Origin of the sequence: Coleofasciculaceae cyanobacterium (genome assembly GCA_036703275.1) — a bacterium.
GTDB lineage: Bacteria > Cyanobacteriota > Cyanobacteriia > Cyanobacteriales > Xenococcaceae > Waterburya.
This window is the reverse complement of record DATNPK010000114.1, coordinates 1-22,131: the sequence shown is the minus strand read 5'-3', so window position 1 is coordinate 22,131 and position 22,131 is coordinate 1. Positions and strand designations below refer to the sequence as shown.

The following is a 22,131-nucleotide window of genomic DNA, read 5'->3' as shown; positions in this document are numbered from 1 at the left end:
CAGGAGTCCAAACTGTATCTTTATTGATGCCTGGTAAACGATTTACTAATTTTGCCTTCGTTACCGCGCAGCGAGTCTCCCAACTAGCATCAAAGCTAAGATTGACTTGGCTCTGTCCGATATAGCGGTCGCTGGCATGATAGATATCGCTGGCGTTTTGCCGTTTGACTTCGGTTTTGGCTTCTTTTTCCTGAAGCGCGATCGCTTTTCTGCTATTGAGAGCTTCTAAGGTAACAGCTTCGACAGGATAACCATTATCTGTTAGCTGCCGCTTCAGGCATTCGCGATAGTTAGCAAACTCATGGTTTCTAATTGCCGTGATGGTGTCGGCTGCGGTCGTGTAGGGGTCGATGTTATCCTGATAAATTTGTTGTAGTCGAGCTATCTTTAATTCGTTAGAATCTACGCTGTTTAGAGTTGAATGTAATTCGTTCATCAGCGCTCGCGCTCTATCAGCTTGAATACTTTCAACATTAGAAGGACGGCGTTTAGTATCTTCAGGTAAGATAAACTTTTTACACCAAACATACTTAGGCACATTAATATCGCGAATGCGACCTAACATCTGAATCATGCTGTCAATATCTAACTGCCCAAAGAAGAAGCTAAAATGCTCGCTAAAGTAATCGAGCGTCGGGACATCTAAACCAGATTCGGCACTGGGAGAATAGATTAGATACTCAGGCTTATTTGACCGAATGTATTTGTCAGGCTCGGTAAAAAAGTCTTTGACGTGCTTCTGTGAAACAGTTTTAGAATCAACTCTAACGCCGTTCCTGCCTTGCTCTTGTAGTAATCTCTCGATTGCCTCACAGAATACCTGAGAGTCACTACAAATCACAGGGCATTGGCTATTTAATAATTTTTCTAGCCAAGGTGTCTTATCGTTTAGTTTAATCTTTTCGTCAATATCGATAGTGCCTTCGAGCAAATAAACCTTAGCTTTGTCACCTTGATGTGTGTTTTCAATGGTGACTATCTGTTTAGTCGGGCATAACTCTTTGAAGAAAGTAACCGCCCAATCGGTCATAAATCCATCCAGACAGATTAAGCGATCGCAACGGTTTACCATCTCGGTAAATAATTTTTTGACTTTACTAAATTGTTTAATCGTCGATGAGAATAAAAAATGTTTTAACACCGAAATAATCTCATCAATAATTATAATTTTGTCGTCAAATTGTTCTGAGGAATAATAAACTAAACTGTCAACACAATTAGTTACTTTTAACTCAGGATTATCTAAGCTAAATTCTCTTAAATTTTTATCAGATTGAAGGTGATAAAAGCCCACTGATTTAGCTTTTTCATTAAATTGCAAAAGTAAGGTATTGCGATATCCCAGTCCAATAATTCCGTATTTTTGAAGCTGGAGCAAATGTCTTATTGTTTCAGTAGTTTTGCCCGTACCTAATCCCGATTTAATAAAGGTAATGGTATCTGATTGAGGTAAGCCAAATTCCACAAATTTCTTCTCGATCTTCGTCTGTGGTGTAAACTTTTTGTAATTCTTCCAATTGTCCCACTCCTGTTTAATATGCTGCTCTTTTTTGGCTAATTTAAAAAACTCTTTTGGCGTTAAATGTTCGGCTTTTGAAAAAGTAACCGAATCAATCTCGTCAAGATCACCATCAGATTTTTGAACTTGTCCCCACCAAATAATTCTAATTGGTTTCTTAAATTGCTTAAGATAGTTGATTTGTTTTTCCCAACGGCGCATTACTTGGGGATTTAAGACATCACCACCATCGGGAGCGATCGCCAGTTCTTCATAGTCAGAGACTATTTCTGTTAATTGCTCTGGACTACCTTTGAAATGACCGCCAGCAGCACCACAAATGGCTATATCGTGGAGATAACTAGCCACTGCTGGTTTCAGTATTCCCTCAGATAAATAAAGCGTTTTAAGAGCGTTTTTGTTGGGCTTAATTATAGTAATGGGGAGTTCACCGTTAGGCAGGTGCGATGAGAATGTCCCTTTTGCCCATTTGTACTTGTTCCCCCCAGTGGCTCCCTCTACTCGAAGCTGCCAGCCGAGCGCCCGTCCCTGCTTGTCAAAAATTACACAGGCATAACCAGTATCTTTAGTAGCAAAGCGGTCCCCTTTGTAATGTATTCCTGGGAGATTTTCGGGTAAATCTAAATCAAACTGCTTCCAGGGGTCGATGGAGAGAAATAAACCAGCTTCGATCTTCGCGTCGCTCAATCCTCTGTTTTTTAAATCTTGTCTGTGGCGATCGCTGAGTCCAATATTACGGTCTAACTTCCTGATGGCTTTATCTCGACCATCGGCATCGAGAGCATTATCGGCTAGAAACTGCTTTTTATTTCGCTGCTGTGCTTTTTTGTGAGCCAAATAACGTTCGTATTGCTCTGGATTAAAATCTTTGCCTCGATCGCGAACATGAACGCCCCAAACACCATTAGATGATGCCTTAGTCCATTTCCAGCCAGCTATACCCGAATCTTGCTCGATAAAGCTATGGCACAAAATTAGGTTGTCTTCGGTAGTTCGACAGTCGCCCCTTGTATCTTGGCAGATTGGGCAAGGGTTACGGTGGTTGGTAGGGGTAAACTTCAAGCTGCCACCTCCTCAGATTTAGAAGAGACGCGATCTCTACATACCTTCTCAAGCAGCACTAACAGCCTGTCTCTACATTTTGGGATTCTCTTGCTATCTAGCGTAAAATCCCAGTAGCGGGTTATTTCAAGTATTTCTTTAGCTTCGTCGTAGGTAAACTGACCTGGGAGTTTTAAGCCCGATTCGTAGTGGACTAATTTACAACCCCAATCTGCTTTAAGTCTTTGTTGATGGGAAATCGAGGCGATCTGTATTGGAAATGGTGGCGGGTCTTCCTGAAGCGGAAACAGTGATGGTTGACAGTTTTGGTAACTTGTACTATAATTATCTACATAAAGCATTTTTGAGATTCTCCTATTTTCGCTGGTGGGAGAACCTTTTGCTCTTAAAGTATTGTTGTATTTTTAAACTCAAAGGGGAAATATGAGGATCTTTGGGGACACTGCTTTTCCTGTTGAGAAAAATAAGCTATTCTAAAACTAATAATAAATTTCTTGATGGTTGATTTTTTGACCTTTAGTTTGTGAAAAAGCCTGAGAAACTTTTTCACGGAGTTATTAGTGCTTAGTTGCTAATGTTGAAATACTTCAAGCAAGCAAAAGGCTCATTAAATCGCCTTTACTATTTTTTTATTTAGAATACTCGGACTGAAGGTTGCATACATGGCTCTTATATTTATGAGTTTTGTTTACTCCTCTAAATTTATAGTGCCTACTTAACGGTTTTAAGTTGAGTAAGATTGTTTTTTTTTATCAGTTGGATAGATTGGTCAGAGTTTGAGAGTGCTTCTAGGAATTCAACACCTGAAAATACGAAGTATCGAACCATAGTAGAGATTTTACCTCCAAAGTGATTGTTTGCCGTTGCTTTTAAAATCTGTTTTTCCTCGGCAGATAGACGAAAGTTCGCTACTATAGGTTTTTGCTGAGTCATAGGTTAATCTCTTATTACATACGCTTAATTTCGCTTAATTTTAATTGTAGATCCCGTGTACTATTTTGGTCTAGCTTCTTGAGCATAATAATGTATTCAAATTGAAACATAGTCTCGACCTTTTATGTTTGTAGCACATATATAGATAAAGATTGTCGTACAGTTATAGAGCAAGGTTACCCTATCAACAAACACTCCTAGCTGTGGGCATGGATCGATGCTAAAGCGATCGCTTACAAAACGGTTGAGGTTGGAGTTATGTGAATGACAATTTATAAAGTATTTTTGACTATTTTTGCGCCTGATAAGGTAAAAAATTGAGTTCTTCCTTGTAAAAGTTCCAGTTAGGCATGAATTTGCTCATATAAGCCTTAAAGCGATCGCCATGATTGCGTTCTAATAAATGTACTAATTCATGGACGATGACGTACTCCAGGCAATGTTGGGGTTTTTTAATCAGTTCTAGGTTTAGCCAGATTCGTTTGGCTTGAATATTACAAGTTCCCCAGCGAGTCTTCATCTTTTTTACGCCCCAGTCGTTAGTACTGACACCGATAACTCGCTCCCATTTGGCTATTAATTGGGGCAATTGGGCTTTTAATTCCTGGCGATACCAGTCAATCAAAACTCGTTCTCGCTGCTCTTGAATGCTGCCATATCGCACGTAGAGATCGAGATAGGTTTTATTGCGAACTACTACCTTGGGTGCAGCAGAGTGATAGATAACGTTGAGCAAATAGCGATCGCCCTTGTAATAATGACTTTCTCCCGAAACGTATTCTCTGGAAGAGATTCGCGGTTGTGCTTGGAATTTGGCTTGTTTTTTCCTAATCCAGCCAAGTTTGGAGACAGCAAACAAGCGGATGGTTTCGTCATCTACTTTTAAAGGGGAAGCAATACGAACTCTACCATCGGGGGGATGTACCGATAGGTGTAGGTTTTTGATATTTTTTTTGACTACATGGATCGAAAGATCGCCAACTTTCATAGACTTGCAAGTAACTAATATTCTTTTTGTTCCTTAACGATTTCAAAGATTGTATTTAATTCATCGGCATCGCAAAGATACTGTTTAATGGCGTTTTTGACTTCGCGCTGTTTAATTTTGGACTCCCGCCAGTTGTCTTTTTTGGTGCTACGGATTGTCCGATCGAGAGCGATTGCTTTGGCTTCGTCCTGGTTCAAGTTATCATACAAAGCTCGTTTGGCATTGGTATCGAGGGAAGGGGGATAGTCGCTACTACCTTCGGGATGGGTTACTTGTTGGCAGAGTTGGGCAATTTTTTGTAAATATTCTTCATATTCAACTGCTTCGGTTTTGCGCTGTTGGATCAATTCGTCTAATAAAATTGACATTTTGCCGAAGTATTGGGGGTTGGTAGGTTGTTCTTCAGTAATAACGGTACGTAGGTTGTTTTCTACGGTTTCGGCGACGGCGGATTTATTTTGGCGGATGTTATCGGGGAGTTGGTTAAGCCCATCCGTTCCTTTTTGGACGATTAACTGCACCAGGGTCAGATCGTCAAAAGCTGATATCTTCTCGCTTTCTTCGGCTCTAATGTAGGTATCGATGAGGTGGCGCATTGCTGGCTCATAGGCTTTTAAATCTATGTAGTCTCCACTGGCGATTTTTACCTCTTGACGGACGTTTTCATAGTGTTTGACCTCTTGTTTAATGCGAGCAATTTCATTAGGGGTGTAGCCAGCTTCAATCGCTTCATTGGCAATATTGGCATAGGCGCGGATCACAGAAGCGACGGATTTGTAAAGGAAGATGCGCTTTTGTTGATTGTTTTGTAATTCTTCTGGGTTGTCGGTATTACCGCAGAAGTATTTAAGATAGGCTGGGGTATCTTGGGGTGGTGCTACGGGTTCGCATAAAGCTTTGACGGTTTCTAGGGTTTCCTCCAGGCGTTCTTTGGCTTTTTCTAGGCGATCGCTTAATAAACCTTCAAGATCTTCTGGATCGTAACCGTCTAGGGCTTCTGTGGTGTAGTCGCTGACAGATTTTTCTAAGCTTTTAAAGAGGTCTTTGTAGTCGATAATATAACCATATTCCTTATCTTCACCATCAAGGCGATTGACCCGACAAATGGCTTGAAACAGCCCATGATCTCTCATGGTTTTATCGATATAGAGATAAGTGGCGGAGGGTGCATCAAACCCAGTTAGGAGTTTATCCACTACAATCAGCAGCTTCATCTGGGCTGGGGTTTCAATAAAAGCTTTTTTGACATCTTTTTCAAACTGTTCGGCGGATTTTCCCCCCAGCATTTTGTTATAGATGTCATACTGCTTGAGCTTTTCTGTTAAGCCTTCTTCTCCTGTAGTTTCTCCTTTAATATCTCTTGTAGAAGGATTGTACGAGGTAACGATGGCGCACTTAGTAAAGCCTGAATTTTGGAAAAGTTCGTAATATTTACAGGCTTGGTAAATACTGCCAGACACTAGCATGGCGTTACCCCTGCCACTTTTAAGCCGATCTTTGACCCCCATATCAAAGATAATATCGGCAACTATTTTATTCAAGCGATCTTGGGAACTAAGCACCTGGCGTATCGTCCCCCAGCGTTGTTTGAGTTGATTTTTAGCAAGTTCGGTCAAGCCTGAAGTTTTGGCTTCAAACCAGCGATCTACCTTTTCTGGGGAGGTTAGATTTTGCTCGATGTTTCTGGCTTCGTAGCGTAAATCTAAAACTACTTTATCCTCAACTGCCTCGTTAAACTTATAAGTATGAACATAGTCGCCAAATACTTCGATAGTGGTTTCTTTATCTTGTTTGAGTAAGGGCGTACCCGTAAAACCAATTAAGATGGCATTGGGCAAAATTCGCTTCATCGACTGGTGTAGTCTGCCCGATTGAGTGCGGTGACATTCATCGACAAAGACGTAAATATTGCCCTTGGCTTGGAAGTTGGCAGAAAGACTATTTTGTAGTTCGGCTAGGTATTTCTCATAGTCAGAGTCTTCAGCGTTCTGCTTTTTCTTGCCAAATTTATGAATTAGAGAACAGATTAGCCAAGGGGTTGTATTGTCTAATTGGGTAATTAAATTCCTACCGCTAGTAGTGCGATAAATTGATTCATTGACTCCTAAAAAAATGCCTTCAATTTGTTGGTCTAATTCATCGCGATCTGTAATTATCAAAACGCGAGAGTCATTAGCATTTTCCTTAATCCATTTTGCCAACCACACCATCGTCAGACTTTTACCGCTCCCTTGGGTGTGCCAAATAATGCCCCCTTCTTTGCGGTTTAAATATTCCTGGGTGGCTTTTATACCAAAATATTGATGGGGACGACAGACTTTTTTGATGCCTTTGTCGAAGACAATAAAGTCGTGAATTAATTCTAAAAATCGCGCCTTGGGTAATAATTCTAGTAAAGCTTTGTCGAGAATTTGTGTACGATCGATTGGTTGACCCCAATCTGGGTCTTCTTTCCAAGTTAGATAATACTTTTCTGGGGTTTCAATCGTGCCATAGCGCAACCCTTGGGTATCGTTTCCCGCCATGACTAACTGCATGGTAGTAAAGAAAGGTTTAATAAATTCTGGTTTTTGATTATCTAAGTTTTGACGGATACCTTCGGAGATGGAAACTTTACTGCGTTTGAGTTCTAAGACTCCCAAAACAATACCGTTAACATAAATAACAATATCGGGGCGTTTATCATTGTCCCCTTTTATGGCTACCTCTTCGGCGATCGCAAAGTCGTTATTTTCAGGATCTGACCAATCAATCAGCCAAACGGTTTGGTTGTTTTCCCCGACATTTTCCTTAACTTTAACTCCGTAGCGCAGCAAGCTATAAACTTCTTGATTGATGTCGTAGAGGCTTTTAGTTTGGTCGGTGGCGGGTTTTTTGAGTTCGTAGAGTGCCTTATCAATCAGGGTTGGACTGTAGCCTTGTTTGGTTAAGTATTCCCTTAAAATATCTTCTTCGATGTTGCTATCATTGGGTCTGTCTTGCCAATTACCTAAGTAGCGGTATTGTAATTGTCGTTGGAATAGTTTCACTACTCGGTTTTGAGTAACCCTTTCTAATACCCCTACTTCGCTCATAAATAGAATTAGTAATTGGCAGTTTTATCTCATAATTCTGCATCATGGTTATTGTTGATGCCAGTTTTCTAACTAAAAATTCAGAAAATTTTGAAAATCTGAGGTGTTATTGGTAACGAGAATTAAATCTTTAGTGTAAACAAGCGAAATTTTTATTTAATATTTTCCTGTCTTCGGGAACTATTCAATAACTTCAAGGTATTGATTTGAGTCATCTTTGCCTAATTGCCCTATATCTCCCATTACATCATCCAAAGATTTTTGCTCTAACCATTGATGACGTTCTTCAGTATAGTTACCCTCCCCAGGACTAAAGTGTTGTATAAATCGAATCGCATCTACAACTCCTAAAGAATCGACTAATGCTTTATAGCCTTGTTCGAGAATTTCATTCTGGGTTTTCATCGCTGTTGTTCTCCATTAGCATTACTTGGGCTAACCACTGTAGGGGATTATTTACTTTTACTTTAATTAATTGAGCATAAGTCTGACTTTTTTTAACGAGGCGGTCATCTGTAGTTAAAAATATATCTGATAAAGCCCTTTCCGCACTAGCAATATGAGCAGCATCATAGCTGGCAAATCCTAATTTTTGTAACTGGGAAGCTCTTTCTTTAAGCCAGTCCCCACTTAATACCTTGATTTTGGCAATTGAGAGTATTTTTTTGACATTTTCGATGCGCTCTTGATTGGGAGTTTGACTTATTTCTGCTTCTAAAACATTGCTAGTTATTAACGTCCAAGTTCCCGCTTGGCAATAATTAATAATTTCCAAAATCGCTTCTGTTTCTAAACGTATTCGGGCTTGTGATTGTTGGTCAAAGGGACGATTTAAGCAACATACATCTAAGTAAATTTTATAAGCTTGACTCATGATCAATTATTAATTAACCTTGTTTTCCCCGTTAATAATTCTTGCATCATCCCCTGCTTAATGGCTTTATATTTATCTCGTTTTTTTTCTAAGCCTTCTATCTCTGCATCCATGTCGCTTAAGATTTGGGCGATCGCTTTTTGTTCGCAAAGTGTTGGAAGAAATATTTCAACATTAGAAAGAATTCTTCCATTTGTTAATGCTCTTGTTGTGTAAGAACTTTTAGAAGTGATCGCCTTACGTAAATTTTGAGAAGAAAAACAATATTTTTTATAAAATGTATTCAACAAATTATTTTTGGGTCGAGCGCGTAATATAAAACCACTAAATACAGTATTTTCTAATTCCTCTATAATCACTGAGGCAATACCTATTTCATCGACTGTTTCAGATGTTCTAGTAAAAAAAACATCATCCCTACAAACTTCATAAGTTTTTAATTCATTTTTTGATACCGTAACTCTACCCAATATATCTTTTGCAGTAAGAGCATTATTTTTATAAACGTCCATATAATTGACAATTGGAGTACCCTCACCAAAATATTTCTTCTCTTTATTCAACCCATTTTTAAAGTCAAAAATATCTCCCAATTTTTTCACTTCCCACTCGCCACTAAAACCAGGTAATCGCTTCTTACCAGTAAGGAGTTGCTGCATAGTTCCCTGCTTGATGTTGCGCTTTTTGGCTAATAGAGAGTCGCATTCTCTAATTAATTCATCAACATCACTTAAAACACGGGCGATCGCTTTTTGCTCTGGTAATGGTGGCGAAACTATTTCTATTTTTCTGAGAGACTTACTGTCGAGATTTGGAAATGTAGAACCTGCTGATAATGCCAGAAGATTTTTAACAGCATTTTGAACCATAAATTCTAGAAATAAATTATCTGAATTTTCTCTAGCTCTTATTGCTGTAATACCTCTTCCTATGCAATAGGTGTCATTAGCAATATTCATTCTTCCTGTAGAGCTTCCTCTAATACAAAGCAGTACATCTCCTGATTTACACAATTTTGTTGGTGATGTTGTCCATTGAATTTTAATTGGATGATTTTCAGTAAATTCGGTAGGACCGTTAATTAAGGCAATTCCCGTTTCTTTCTTGTTATATGAACTTCCTGTGGGGGATTGTCCCATAATAATTTCAGCAATTTCGCTTAAATTATTGACTTTCCAATCTTCAGGAATAACACCAATATCCGTACTTTTATAACCTTTATGAAAATTAACATCACTCATAAAAACAATTTAACTATCAAGTATTAATTGGTCAAACATAACCGACAAAACCCTAAATTATCAATTATCTATTAAGATAAATATCAGCCCGACTAACAGCATAATCAGAAAGAGAAGATATTGAATTGCCAACTTCTGTTAATATTTTTTCGATTATTTGCTCGCTTTCTTCAGGAGTTATTTTGGTGGTTATATTGGCTTTTGCTTCTTGATGATTTTAATTATGTAAGTTTTGTTTAAGACTATTTTTAAATTGAAGATACTCGATAAAATTTACTAATTCTCCTAAAGATTCTTCGGGTAGTTTTTGAATCGATGATAATATCTCTTCGGGAATATATTTCGCTTTACTCATTGTCAATTCTCCATTATCAATTTTTAATTAAAATTAAGTATCAACCCAACCAAGCAAAATAAGATGAAAATTGTCCAGACGACAGGGATAGTCAAAAACGGGGAAATAAAAGTTAAACTTCTGCAAGAATTGAATGACGGGGAAGTTGATGTAATTGTGGTTGCCAAAAATGAGCCAGATGAATTTGAGGAGTTGCGCCAAACCGCCAAAGCTAATGGCTATAACTCTCAAGAAAAAATACTAGAGCTTATCGGGCAAGTCAAACAAGAGATGTTAGCAGAAAAAGGAAGAACTAAGTAGTGTCTGAGTATGATAATTTTCTTGATTATGATTTCCACAGATAACTTAATCCCGTTCATCCTGTTAATCCATTAATCCTGGTTTATTCCTTTAATCCCCATAATCCCGATCAAATGATTGTTAACTTTACTTTCTAACTCATTAACTCTAGTAGTTAACTCTGGTAAAGTCTTTTCATAACGTTCGGCTAATTCCTTAATCCGTTGGGTCAAACGTTGAGAAATTCTGTCTAATTCGGTTTTAATTTCTTGGCTAATAGTTGCCAGCCACTTATCATCTACTACTAAAGTTTTGACTTCTTCGCTTGTCAGTTTTGAATATTTCTCTAATAACTGCTTGTCTAAACTTGTAATTGCTTTTTTAATCTTATCTTCTTGAAACTTCTCTTTTTCTACAAGATTTAGATAGTTATTCAAATCTTCTAAGTCTTTAATCCAAATATCTAATTTTTGTGTTTGCTTTTTTTCTTCTAGCTTCTGCAATAGTTTTTCTCTATAATTTTTTTCTTCTTTTTTAGCCGTTGCTTCATCTTGCAATAAGGTTAGATACTCATACAAGAAATCAAGTTCCATAAAAACTGGATCGCTTATATTCTTTTGCCAGTCTTTTATTTGGGCAAAATCTTTTTTAATTGTTTTAGCTATTTCTTTTTGCTCTAAAGTATATTTTGCATTGTCTATAATAGAATCTTTAAGTTTTATAACTCGATTCTGTACATTAGTTTTAGTAATTTTACCCTTATTATTTTTTAGAAAAGTTAAATATTCATACCCTGTCTCAGAATTTTCAGAATCTTCTAGATCAATTCTCTGTTTTGTTAATTCCTCTGATTTTTCAGTTAACTCATGTAACGTTTTTTTAGCTTCGGTAAAGTAATTACTAATAGCAGCAGCTTCATATTCTGATATGCGTTCCTGAACATCTTTTTTAGTAATTTTTTTATTATCTTCTTTGATTTCTGCTAATATATCGTCTTCCCCCGAATGTTCCTCTTCCATTTCTTCCTTGTCTCTAGTAATGGCTTCTTTATCCGCTTCTAACTGCTCGATTTTGGCTTGTTCATCAGCAAAGTAACGATTTATAACTAAGGGTTTGGAAATTAAGTTACAATCCCATTCGTCTTTTTTCGGCTTACCTTCTTTATCTAAAATGGCGTAGGGTTGGGCTTTCCAATTTTCTTCGATAATAAAGTAAATATCATCCTTCATTGTTTCCGTCCAATACACCATCAGATGTTGAAAGACATCGTATTTATTGATTAGATTAGTTCCAGAGAATGCCTTTAAGATTGCCTCGGAAAGCTCGTAAATTAACTCTTTGGGTTTAGTGGCTGGGGTTAAATCTTTGAGTAGGGAGACACGGCGATCGCACCAAGCTCGAACAATGTTATCTATCTTCTCGCTGTAGCTGACAAACTCTGGATGATTAAAAATGGTTTGCTTAATTTCATCCTGACTTATTTTTAATTCGCTATAACCTTCCCTGGCAATAGGGGTAAATAATTCCTTTCTCAACCCAGGATAAACAGACCAATAACGCTGAAGCTCGTCGATGTCGCGGTTGGGAATACCTCCTAGTAAATGGGCTTCTATATCTTGGATATCTTCCGCTTCTTGAGAATCGATATAACGAGGAATGTTGAGATTGTATTCGTTTCTGGCAATCTCTTCTAGAGGAACGAGACGGGAATATTTAGGCAGTTCTAATTGCTTGTTAAATACATCGACTATTTTGTGGATATCTCGTTCTCTGAGGCGGTTTTTATTGCCATCTTTAATAAATCCCTTGCTAGCGTCGATGATAAAAATGCGATCGCGCTTATCGGCATTTTCCTTATCAATAACAATAATACAGGCGGGGATACCAGTGCCATAAAACAAGTTAGCGGGTAAGCCGATAATCCCTTTGATAAATCCTTTTTGGAGAATATTGGTTCTAATTTGTGCCTCTACATTGCCCCGAAACAAGACCCCATGAGGCAAAATAATCGCACCTTTACCCGTACTTTTGAGCGCTCGAATCAAGTGCAGTAAAAAAGCATAGTCGCCGTTTTTCGCAGGAGGTATACCGTAACCTGTAAAGCGATTATATTTATCTTCTTCGGGATTAAAACCATTGCGCCAGGCTTTACTAGAAAAAGGCGGGTTAGCGACGGCAAAATCAAAGGTTTTGAGATTGTCCCCATCTTTAAAATGAGGAGTCGATAGAGTATTATCCTGCCAAACCTCAGCGGTAGGATGCCCGTGGAGAATCATATTCATCTTTGCCAAGGCACGGGTGGCGTTATCTACTTCCTGCCCGTAAATGGTAATTCCTGTCGTTTCATCGGCAGCTTTCAACAGTAGCGAACCACTACCACAGGTAGGGTCATAAATAGTTTTATCCTGGCGTTTTATCCCTGCAATCGCGATTACCTGCGCCATTACCCTAGATACTTCAGCGGGGGTATAAAATTGCCCTTTGCTTTTGCCCGACTCGGTGGCAAAGTGACGCATCAGATATTCATAGGCATCCCCTAAAATATCGTCCCCATCCGCGCGGTTCTTACTAAAGTTAAGATCAGGCTTATTAAAGATAGCCACTAGGTTAGACAGCCGATCCTGCATTTCTTTGCCTTTACCTAGCTTATCCTCGTTATTAAAGTCCGCTACATCAATAATCCCCTTTAAATCGTTGGCTTCGGCTAATCTGCCAATAATTTTATTAATCTTGTCCCCAATTTCTTTGTCCCCTTTGAGTGCCACAAAATCCTTAAAACTCCCACCTGCGGGGACTTCAATTAAAGCATCCTCATCAAATGCATACTTATCAGAGACGTATTTAACAAACAGCAGAACTAAGACATAATCCTTATATTGAGAGGCATCCATTCCCCCTCGAAGCTCATCACAACTTTGCCATAAGGAACTGTAGAGTTCGCTTTTTTTTATTGCCATTGATGTTTATGCCAGGGAATTAATCGTTACCGTGACCCATGATAGTCCCCTTGTGGGAAAATCGCCCCAAATACTTCTATTTTGTTAGGTTTTGCAAAGTTAAGGTTTTAATATTCTATAGGGCAGATCGCAATCTAGGAGCTGTAAACACATAAATAAAATAATAAAATGTCGTTTAAGCAAAATCTTCTAACGCACTGCTAATATCATTTAGTGTGTTATTCATTTCATTTAGCTCGTTAATTTCTGCTACTCTTAAACCTAATTTAGCTACTGTACTAGTTGCTTTGAGTAACGCTTGTGCTGCTTCTTGCTCCTTGAGTTTTTGTATTTTATATTGAACTGTTTGCTCGAACAGTTCTCTCTCAATACATAATTTACATTCATTTTGCTTATATTCTTTAATTCTTCCAGGATCGGGATTGTTTTCTAAAAAACTAATATAACGTTGATAATCTAGTTTAACTTTTTCAATAGAATTAAGATAAAATTGCTTGACATTAATTTCGTTCATTTTTTTGATCGATCTAGCTCCTTTAGCAGCCTTACTATCGTTATATTTTGATTTTGTGCCTATCTGAACGAATATTACCGCTCCTCCTGCAAAAAATGAAGATACCCCTAAAATATTCAATATATTTTTTTCTGATGTATTAATTGAATTTGTTAGAAAAGCTAAGACAAAAGACAATATCATCAAAGATATTCCCGTTAAGATACCTGCTTCTTTACCTTTGGTTACTTGAGCTTTACTTTTTGTATTAGCCAATTGTCGATCGTATTTATTTTCTACGGGAAATTTAATTCCTTTGAGCTGACCATATTGTTTGAGAAAATCTTTAACTTCTTCATTTAAAATATTACGCTCTAAAAAAAACTGTCCTTGATTAACAATATTGTTAATTATATCCATCTGTATAGTTAATTTTTGCTTTTAATTAAAATAAGGTAATTAATCAATACTATTTATTTTAACGAGATCGTTGTGTGATACAACTCACAAAAAAGATTTAACAAAGTCAGTTTTAATAGGAAAGATGGCAATAATTTGTGAATTAGATTTTCATACCCCTTGATAACACGAACCTTCTACTTCCTCCAGATAGGATAAATTTCACGCTGCGATCGCCCCACCTAAAACAAATCGTCCAACATCTCAGTCACTTCACCCTGTAAATTCTGCCTGTTATCATCGTAAATCATGAGGGTGTTAAGGTTAGAGTGCCTAGAAAGCTTCTGTACTTTCCTAACATCCCCATTAGTTAAATTAAGGGCTTCGGTGATGCTGCTGTGGCGTATTCTGTGGGGACTCATAACCTTGTCTATCCCTGCTGCTGTAGCGTACTTCTGTACCAACTTATAGATGCTATGGGTATGTAGCCGATTGCCCCAGTAACCCTTATGTACCGAACAGAATAATGGATCACAAAGGATGTGATTGCCCACGCCGACACTCTCACGCCGTTGAATGGCGGGAGAGGACGCGGCTCTTTTGGCTAACCATCGATCGATCGCTGCGATCGCACCTTTTCCCAAACTAATAACTTCAGGCTGCCCGATCTTCCCCTTCCCAGTAATAACTAGTTCCCCCAAAGATGGAGAGTAGTCAGATACGTCACAATTAGCTACTTCAGACCGCCTGAGAGCATTACCCCAGAGCAAAAGCAAAATCGCTCTATCTCTGATGCCCTTGATGGTGTCGGTGTCCACAGTATCCAACATCAATTTAAACTGATCCTTGGGAATGCCCTTAGTATCGCGGTATTGGGTCAATTTTTCGGCTTTGATATTAACTAGGGTGTAATGACATTTGCCAGCCTGTGAAGCGTAATTAACTAAGGATTTAATTGCTGCTAGCTTCTGATTGATGGTAGCAGGGGAAAGCGATCGCTCCACTAACGAACCGTGATACTGAGACACTAATTCAAAGGCTTGATGGCTATCGAGTAGTAGAAACTGAGCTAGTATATCTGGTGATATCTGATACCCAATAGCAGCAAAGAATGCAGTAATATTGCTTCTATACATCCTTTGGGTATGTGGCGATCGCGAACGAGTCAACCAATCATCAAGTAGAGAATCATAACCAGAATCGGGAGCTAACCTGTTTCTTGGTAAGAGTGGAACAAGATTACTACTAGTCTGAACGAGATTTAAAGGTTTCATGGCTTACTTATATCGAAAACAGTCATTATCAATACATCTTTTTAAACTGTAGGGGGCTGAGGATATTTATTTTGAGATGGATGTTTACCTGCATAGTAGACAACTACTTTTTTTTCATGACTGCAAAGGTACGTAGAAAACTCGGTCTGCACCCGTTATTTCATATTCCCAAGCTCCCTTGAACTTTTTTCCTCTTAAGGGAAATATTCTGCCTCGACGCGGCGGCTTTTTTGTAAGAATATTCTTACAAAAAACGCGCCTTTTCTTTGCATGGGATTTTGGGATAGATGTTGGTAGCAACGAATAGCATTTTCAGGGCAGCTTAATACTAACTCTCGCCAGTTTTTGACTACTCTAGAATTACTACCAACAACAGCCCAAACAGCATCATAGGATTTTTCAGCGATCTCTAGTATTGTTTCAGGAGGTTCTAAAAATAGATTTTTATCTGTCACTACTTTACTATTTGCCAAATGCCTCGCCTAGTTCTTCGCTGGTTAGGGCGATCGCACTTTCACGCCATTGATGAATAACATCTCTTACTTCATCCCAATCATTAGTTGATTTGGCTAACTCTAATGCTTCGTAAACCTCATTTACTAAACATGAACGTTCTTCACTATCAAACTCTTCTACCCATTTGAATTCGTGATTTGTTTCAATTTCTTGTCCCGAACTTAGCCTATAAGCAACGTTTACTAATTGGCTAACTTTGTCTGTTTGCTCAATTCCTTTTGCCATATTTGCCATCAACTCTCTTCGCAAAAGAGCAAATGAATCGTTGTTTCGGGTGATTGTAACAGGCGTTGATAAAGCAGTATCTAATATTTGTCCCGATCTACGGTTTAGTTCGCTGGAAGTAACAATATAATCACTATAAATAGCATTGGACATTATATTAGCAGTCATAAGTCACCAATTTTATACTTAACACTATTTGGTCTATATCTAATATTATACGTAATATTATACGTAACAGCTAACAGTAGTAAGATTATTCTACTCAAAGCTTCATTTACTCATTTAAGTTTTTACTCAAATACTCAGTAATTGCCTCTATTACCACCTCAGTTATCTTAGTTTCCTGTTGGGCAGCAAAGGTTTTCAGTTTGCTGTGTAGCTCTCTAGGTATCTCTGCATTCAACCTTTTAGTATCTGGTTTAGTTGCCTCATTGATAGCCTGTTCCTTATCAGGGCGATCGCGTCGGGTTTTCTTGACTTTAAGCACCATAATTTAAGATCTCCATTACTTCAGTTTTAATAGCGGTAATTTCTTTAGCTGCACTACATCCAGGTTCGTTAAATACAGTTGTTCCCTCGGCGGCGGTGGTGGGATAGGCAACTTTTTGGGTAGTAAATGTCTTCATGATTGGTAGTTCGTAATCTAGCAATGCGCCTTTTATTTCATTGCCCAGCTTGGTATTTTTGATAGCTCTACTGATGATGAAATAGGCTAACGGTGAGCCGTCTGTAACCTCTTGTCTGGCTGTGATAATGTCCACTAAATCTGCACAAGCCCAAATATCATAAGGCGATGGTTGAACGGGGATGAGTACTAAATTTGCTGCTTTGACTGCTGCTGCTGACATCTTGGCTATCTGTGGCGCACCATCAATAACTACAAAGTCATAGCCATCGGATACTGCTTTTAAATCCTTGGGTAATGTCTCTCTGTCGAATCCAACGACGGGTAATAATTCCCCTCCGTTTGCTTCATTCCAATCTCTCAAACTGCCTTGAGGATCAGAATCAACGAGTAAAACCTTATGACCATCCTTTGCGATCGCATGAGCTAGATTGCTTGATATAGTTGTCTTCCCACTTCCCCCTTTTTGATTCAAAACGCTAATAATAATAGTCATCTTCAAATGAGTAATTGAGTAAATAATGTTTAGAAGTAATGAAGTTAGATTCATTTACTCAAAGGTAAGATCGAATATCGAACATGACCACCGTAGTAGTACTAAATAGCCATGTTCAAATGAGTAAATGAGTTGAGTAAATAAATAGTTGTTACACTTTCTCTGGGTTGGGCAGCCATCATGAACGCTATCTCTATATGTGTATTTTAAAAGTCTTTTACTTAGTTAAGTACTTAATACATTACTATTAAAAGGTAATAAGTACTTAATACATTACTATTATTTATTGGTACTTTACTCAGTCAAGTACTTTTGATACAATACTAAGTAATGTCTATAGTAGAATACTTACTTTGGCTACCAATAAAAAAGCGATCTCAGCTTACCTACCATCCGATCTTGAAGAGTACTTGACTGAGTACTGTATTAAGTACGATATTACCCGTAAAGATAAATTGGGAGAAATTAAACCCGCATTAGGAACGGCAATAGTGGAGATACTTAGAATATTTTTTAGTAGCGAGAATATCCCTAGTCCATTACCAGACAATGTATCTTTACTTCCTAGTAATGTAGTCACCGAAGATAAACTAACAGAAGTGTTATCCGAGTTCAAAAACTCTAGTAATGTAGCAAATAATTTACCAAGTAATGTACTTACGATTGATGACCTTAATAAACGGGTCGAAGCTGTAATTAGTGAAGCTATTCCCAAGGCAATTGTCACTCTCAAAAGCAATGAAGAATTTATAAGAGCGATCGCTCTAGAAGTTCAAAAAATTGCCAATATTACTACAGGTAATATCCAATACTCTTCGGAGAATGCCCTAAAAGATGAAGAAGTCGAAGAAAATCAACAAACTACCACGCAAATAGATAAAGCCTCATTAGCTCCAATCTTTGAGGAAGTAGAAGAAGAAAAGCCTACAGAACCTACACAATCCGTTTCATTAACTGATGCTGAATTAGCCAAGCAGTTAGGCATGAGTAAATCTACTATTTATCGCTACCGTACAGGAAAACCCAAACAAAGCCCAGGTTATCAACAAGTGATGAACAATTGGAAATCTCAAGGCGATCGCTGGTATAAACAAGGAGAATAAATTATGGGAAGACAAACAAAATTAACTGAAACGGTCAAACAAACTATTATTGACAATATCGAGCAGGGTTTAAACTATGAATCAGCTTGCTTGGGTGCTAATGTCTCCTATTCTACTTTTCGAGAATGGATGCGCCGAGGCACTGATACAGACAGCAATCGTCAATCAAACGAACTTTATGCAGAATTTGCAGAGGATGTTAATCGGGCAGTCGCTACATCAGAAATTAATTTAATCAGGAGTATTAATCAGGCTGCCAAAACAGATTGGAAAGCTGCTGCTTGGATACTAGAGCGCAGATTTCCCCAACATTGGTCTAATAGTCGCAAAATTAAGCAGGAAGCGGACAAAAAAGTTCAACAGTTATTAAGTAATCTCTTTTGGCTACTCCCCACTGATAGCTATCAAGAGCTACTTAAGGCATTATCTCAAATAGATTCAATCGATCTCAATCTTAGCCAAATGTCACAAATGGAAGCATTGAAAATATTGATGGAATCAGGTTGGATCGAGAAAGAGCATAGCGCTAAAATCGGCAAAGCTTATCTAGAGATGAAAAAAGAGATTATATCCAGTATCAATTAAAGTGGCAGCTTGAAACTAATTGGGGGAAGACCGAGATACGTGCGCTCAGGGTGCAAGATAAGACTTAAAAAATAGCAGCTTCAAGCTTTACTTTGTTTACAATCATAAAATTCCAATTGTCCAGTGATTTGAGTTACATCTAAATTACTAAATTTTAATTATTTTGGAGAGATAACACTACGCTTAGTAAGACGATTAAGTTATTAAATTATCATGACCTCAGCAGCATTAAAATTAGCCCACAGCAACTTAGAAATGTCTCTATTGCAAGCAGCAGCAGATTCATTCACTAGTAATGAACTATACGTATGGCTATCAGATAGTGGTTTACCAACGCAGATCGCTACAAGGCTACACGAATTAGTTACATACACCAAAAAAGCTGGCACTAAAGTATTTACTGTAGGCAAAATCATTTTAATTAAAATAATCGAATTTGTTAAAACTCATCCTTATTTAGTTGCAGGTATAGGCATCGGCTTGACTGTGGGTTTAGCAGTACAAACTTTAGTTAGCTCAATTCCTTTTGTTGGTGCAATTTTAGCCCCAGTAGCGGGAGCTTTGACATCTACATTAGGAATTGCGATTTTAGGCGTAGCAGGTCATAGATTAGACAAAAGAAGTCAAGGCAAACAAGTATCCGAAAGTTTCATCGGAGTAGCCGAAGACGTTATCGAAATAACTAAAGAGTTTTTTGAGTTTATTGCTGATATTTTTAATACTATTTTTCATCAAGTTATAACAGCCTAGATTTTTAAATTAATTATTATGTTTGGCACAAAAAAATTAACTAAAGAACAAATTCTTAAAGCTATAGAAGATTTAGAAGAAAATCCTCACGATAAATTAGGCATTCTAGCTGATATTGGTATTGGGGCTGTTGGTGCTAGTGCTGCTGGTGCTGCTGTTGCTGCTTTTGGTGGAACATCCATGTTGTTTGGTTTGATAACAGTCGCTCCTCCCGTTGGTTTGATAGTTGGCGGTGCTGCTTTGGGTGCTGCTGCCTTGGTGGGTGCCAAAAAAATCCTATTTGATGGCACCTACGACGAAGGAAAAAAAGCAGAAATGCTCAGACAGCTAAAAGATCTACTCAGAGAAGTTGAAGCTAAGGAAAAAGCTTCTAACATAGGTGATCGGGACAAAAATAGATTCTATATTTTATTAAAAGAGCCAATTAAACTAGATTTATTAACTCCTGAAAAAGCACAGCAGTTAATCTCTGCGGTTGAAAATGGTCAAATTCCGATTACGGAAGCAATTAAACTCTTAGAAGATATTATTAAAGCTGCTAAGTAACAAAATCAAGGCATATAGGGCTAAAACTAGCGAAGCTGCTATGAGGGGCAATCTTTAACATTTTGAAATATTTTGATAGTTTCAAGCATTGAAACTATCAAAATAATTTTTAATCAATAAACGCTATAACCTTTACGAGGTATAATTTTCAGTCGTTTAGCAATAAGCCTAAAATTTTTAACTTTTGCAGAGTAAGGTCAGAAGCTGCAAAAATTATCATATTTTTAGCGATCGCTGTATTTTAAAAATCAGGATTTTGAAATCTTTGCGGAGCAAGGGTTTCGAGCTAGATTGCACTCTATGACAGCTTCGCTAGATCTACCCCGTATAGCATGGGATAGAGGTTTATCTTGCACTATTTGGCGATCCGACAGTAAACGTACAGAAAACAACGCGCTCGCGTATAATTATAATTATTTAGTCAGAATTTTTTTAAAATGTACGTGTAAGAAGAATTCTACGTTTAGTTTTGCTTAACTGAGCGTATAATTCGATGAAAAAGTAGCAATTATCTCGAAAAAACTGGTCGTATAATTAGCAGACACTTTTTGTAGTTGTTTTGAACTAACAAAAATGTATCGGGAGTAAAATCGTTAAAAGCATTGTTAACTAAGGGACTTAGGCTTTTACCAAGATCGAATTATACGTCGGGCGTTGTTTTTTGTCTGATTGCTGTCTCAACGCCTATTTTACATTTATCTCGGCTTGCGCCCATCCTGAGTTGATGTTTTAGTCAATGTATCGCCAGCTTATCCACTCGCTCGCTCCTGCTTGTTTTCCATCGCCCACTGCCTGATTAATTGCTGTTGATTTGTCGGCAGTAAGCGACAGGCTCGGTTCAATCTATTTCTGGTATGTCCAGGGAATTGTTTAACAATAATTAAGTCTTCAGCATCTTCCACTCGCATTAACGTTTCCGCTATATCGGCGATCGCTGCTGGGGTATCAAACGGATCTTGTATGTGCTTTGTATTATTCATTTTGATAGATAAATTAGCCAATGATTGAGGGTTAGTTGGGTGGTGGCAGATGGTACTGTTATTTATATAAAAATAGGTACGATCTGCCACCAGTTGTAAACGTTGTATATCAAATGTTTTAGCTGTTTTTTGCCATGATTTTTGAAGCGGGTGATTTTGAGACAATTTTGATTCATCTACCAACCATTCTAAAGGTGTATTATTTGAGTTGATTTTTTGTTCATACTTCACTTGGATAGCTTGAAGAATTGCCAGTCGTGACTCACTTTCGTAGTGTTGGCGATCGACAAAATAAACCCAAGTTGTTTTACCGCAGCGCTTAACTTTTTTGACTTTGGTTTCAATACCAACAGAGCGCAACAGTTTATTAACAAATTTAATTGGATCTTTCCCAGGTCTTCCCAATACCTGAAGATTCTTTTTGCGATACGAACAACCAATAACTTCTTTGACCTCGGTTGAATCGGCGGTGTAAGTAAAATCAGGATTGGCGATCGCAGTTTGAATAAAGTCACATAGACCAACATCCCTAAGTGCCTTGACTTTCAAATAATCCTGTCGCAGCTTCCATGGTGCAGCGATCGCACCTCGATTAAATATATTGTTATATTTTTGTAAAGCTAGTTGTTTAGCCAGTTCTGGGTTGTTTAATAGGTAGTAAAGCTTGGTTTGGTTAATCAGGTTGGGCTTATCGTATAAAAGCAGCTTGATAAATTCAGGAGTCCAAACTGTATCTTTATTGATGCCTGGTAAACGATTTACTAATTTTGCCTTCGTTACCGCGCAGCGAGTCTCCCAACTAGCATCAAAGCTAAGATTGACTTGGCTCTGTCCGATATAGCGGTCGCTGGCATGAT

Annotated in this window: 22 protein-coding genes; 5 read left to right on the top strand and 17 right to left on the bottom strand. The window is 38.0% G+C overall.

Going from position 1 to position 22,131, the window contains the following annotated elements; translation table 11 throughout:
- From V6C71_27170 to V6C71_27130, 9 genes are all read right to left on the bottom strand, one after another.
- Positions 1-2,581 (bottom strand): plasmid replication protein, CyRepA1 family (locus V6C71_27170; GenBank protein ID HEY9772144.1); only part of this gene is annotated, 2,581 nt, incomplete at its 3' end.
- The gene (locus tag V6C71_27165) at positions 2,578-2,922 is read right to left on the bottom strand and encodes a hypothetical protein (GenBank protein HEY9772143.1); all 345 of its coding nucleotides are present in this window, start codon (positions 2,920-2,922) and stop codon (positions 2,578-2,580) included. The genes V6C71_27165 and V6C71_27170, both read right to left, overlap by 4 nt.
- Positions 2,923-3,292: 370 nt before the next feature.
- Entirely contained in the window at positions 3,293-3,514 is a 222-nt protein-coding gene (locus tag V6C71_27160) for a hypothetical protein (protein HEY9772142.1), read from the bottom strand.
- Positions 3,515-3,803: 289 nt separating this feature from the next.
- Complete coding sequence (locus tag V6C71_27155) at positions 3,804-4,502, bottom strand: SprT family zinc-dependent metalloprotease (protein HEY9772141.1); 699 nt, start codon at positions 4,500-4,502, stop codon at positions 3,804-3,806.
- Between the two features lie 14 nt (positions 4,503-4,516).
- Entirely contained in the window at positions 4,517-7,576 is a 3,060-nt protein-coding gene (locus V6C71_27150; protein HEY9772140.1) for an HsdR family type I site-specific deoxyribonuclease, read from the bottom strand.
- A gap of 180 nt (positions 7,577-7,756) precedes the next feature.
- Entirely contained in the window at positions 7,757-7,981 is a 225-nt protein-coding gene (locus V6C71_27145; protein HEY9772139.1) for a hypothetical protein, read from the bottom strand.
- Positions 7,965-8,450 (bottom strand): PIN domain-containing protein, encoded by a 486-nt coding sequence (locus V6C71_27140; GenBank protein ID HEY9772138.1) that lies wholly within the window; start codon positions 8,448-8,450, stop codon positions 7,965-7,967. The genes V6C71_27145 and V6C71_27140 overlap by 17 nt, the downstream gene beginning before the upstream one ends.
- A gap of 2 nt (positions 8,451-8,452) precedes the next feature.
- Positions 8,453-9,691 (bottom strand): restriction endonuclease subunit S, encoded by a 1,239-nt coding sequence (locus V6C71_27135; GenBank protein ID HEY9772137.1) that lies wholly within the window; start codon positions 9,689-9,691, stop codon positions 8,453-8,455.
- A 217-nt stretch (positions 9,692-9,908) separates the two neighbouring features.
- The gene (locus V6C71_27130; protein HEY9772136.1) at positions 9,909-10,046 is read right to left on the bottom strand and encodes a DUF2281 domain-containing protein; all 138 of its coding nucleotides are present in this window, start codon (positions 10,044-10,046) and stop codon (positions 9,909-9,911) included.
- Between the two features lie 63 nt (positions 10,047-10,109).
- Here V6C71_27130 and V6C71_27125 point away from each other — a divergent pair, with 63 nt between their 5' ends.
- Positions 10,110-10,346, top strand: a complete 237-nt coding sequence (locus V6C71_27125) for a hypothetical protein (protein HEY9772135.1) — start codon at positions 10,110-10,112, stop codon at positions 10,344-10,346.
- A gap of 71 nt (positions 10,347-10,417) precedes the next feature.
- Here the strand turns inward: V6C71_27125 and V6C71_27120 are convergent, their stop codons facing one another.
- The 7 genes from V6C71_27120 to parA all read right to left on the bottom strand — a co-directional run bounded on the left by V6C71_27120 (position 10,418) and on the right by parA (position 17,310).
- On the bottom strand, positions 10,418-13,282 hold the full coding sequence (locus V6C71_27120; protein HEY9772134.1) for a type I restriction-modification system subunit M: 2,865 nt from the start codon (positions 13,280-13,282) through the stop codon (positions 10,418-10,420).
- Between the two features lie 175 nt (positions 13,283-13,457).
- Positions 13,458-14,195, bottom strand: a complete 738-nt coding sequence (locus V6C71_27115; GenBank protein HEY9772133.1) for a hypothetical protein — start codon at positions 14,193-14,195, stop codon at positions 13,458-13,460.
- A 221-nt stretch (positions 14,196-14,416) separates the two neighbouring features.
- Complete coding sequence (locus tag V6C71_27110; GenBank protein ID HEY9772132.1) at positions 14,417-15,448, bottom strand: tyrosine-type recombinase/integrase; 1,032 nt, start codon at positions 15,446-15,448, stop codon at positions 14,417-14,419.
- A gap of 194 nt (positions 15,449-15,642) precedes the next feature.
- Positions 15,643-15,903: a hypothetical protein gene (locus tag V6C71_27105; GenBank protein ID HEY9772131.1), complete on the bottom strand. Its 261-nt coding sequence runs from the start codon at positions 15,901-15,903 to the stop codon at positions 15,643-15,645.
- 7 nt (positions 15,904-15,910) lie between these two features.
- Entirely contained in the window at positions 15,911-16,357 is a 447-nt protein-coding gene (locus V6C71_27100) for a hypothetical protein (protein ID HEY9772130.1), read from the bottom strand.
- 106 nt (positions 16,358-16,463) lie between these two features.
- Positions 16,464-16,679: a plasmid partition protein ParG gene (locus V6C71_27095; protein ID HEY9772129.1), complete on the bottom strand. Its 216-nt coding sequence runs from the start codon at positions 16,677-16,679 to the stop codon at positions 16,464-16,466.
- Positions 16,669-17,310 carry a ParA family partition ATPase gene (parA, locus tag V6C71_27090; protein HEY9772128.1) on the bottom strand — a complete coding sequence of 214 codons (642 nt, stop codon included), beginning with the start codon at positions 17,308-17,310 and terminating at the stop codon, positions 16,669-16,671. The genes V6C71_27095 and parA overlap by 11 nt, the downstream gene beginning before the upstream one ends.
- Positions 17,311-17,663: 353 nt before the next feature.
- On the opposite strand from parA, the gene V6C71_27085 reads away from it, so the two are divergent.
- The 4 genes from V6C71_27085 to V6C71_27070 all read left to right on the top strand — a co-directional run bounded on the left by V6C71_27085 (position 17,664) and on the right by V6C71_27070 (position 20,294).
- Positions 17,664-18,413, top strand: a complete 750-nt coding sequence (locus V6C71_27085) for a hypothetical protein (protein HEY9772127.1) — start codon at positions 17,664-17,666, stop codon at positions 18,411-18,413.
- Positions 18,414-18,416: 3 nt separating this feature from the next.
- On the top strand, positions 18,417-18,998 hold the full coding sequence (locus tag V6C71_27080; GenBank protein HEY9772126.1) for a hypothetical protein: 582 nt from the start codon (positions 18,417-18,419) through the stop codon (positions 18,996-18,998).
- Between the two features lie 213 nt (positions 18,999-19,211).
- Positions 19,212-19,748, top strand: coding sequence for a hypothetical protein (locus tag V6C71_27075; GenBank protein HEY9772125.1), 537 nt, complete (start codon positions 19,212-19,214; stop codon positions 19,746-19,748).
- 18 nt (positions 19,749-19,766) lie between these two features.
- A complete protein-coding gene (locus V6C71_27070) occupies positions 19,767-20,294 on the top strand; it encodes a hypothetical protein (protein HEY9772124.1) in 528 nt (175 codons plus the stop codon).
- 749 nt (positions 20,295-21,043) lie between these two features.
- On the opposite strand, the gene V6C71_27065 is transcribed toward V6C71_27070, so the two are convergent.
- On the bottom strand, positions 21,044-22,131 hold a 1,088-nt coding region (locus V6C71_27065; protein HEY9772123.1), incomplete at its 5' end, for a hypothetical protein.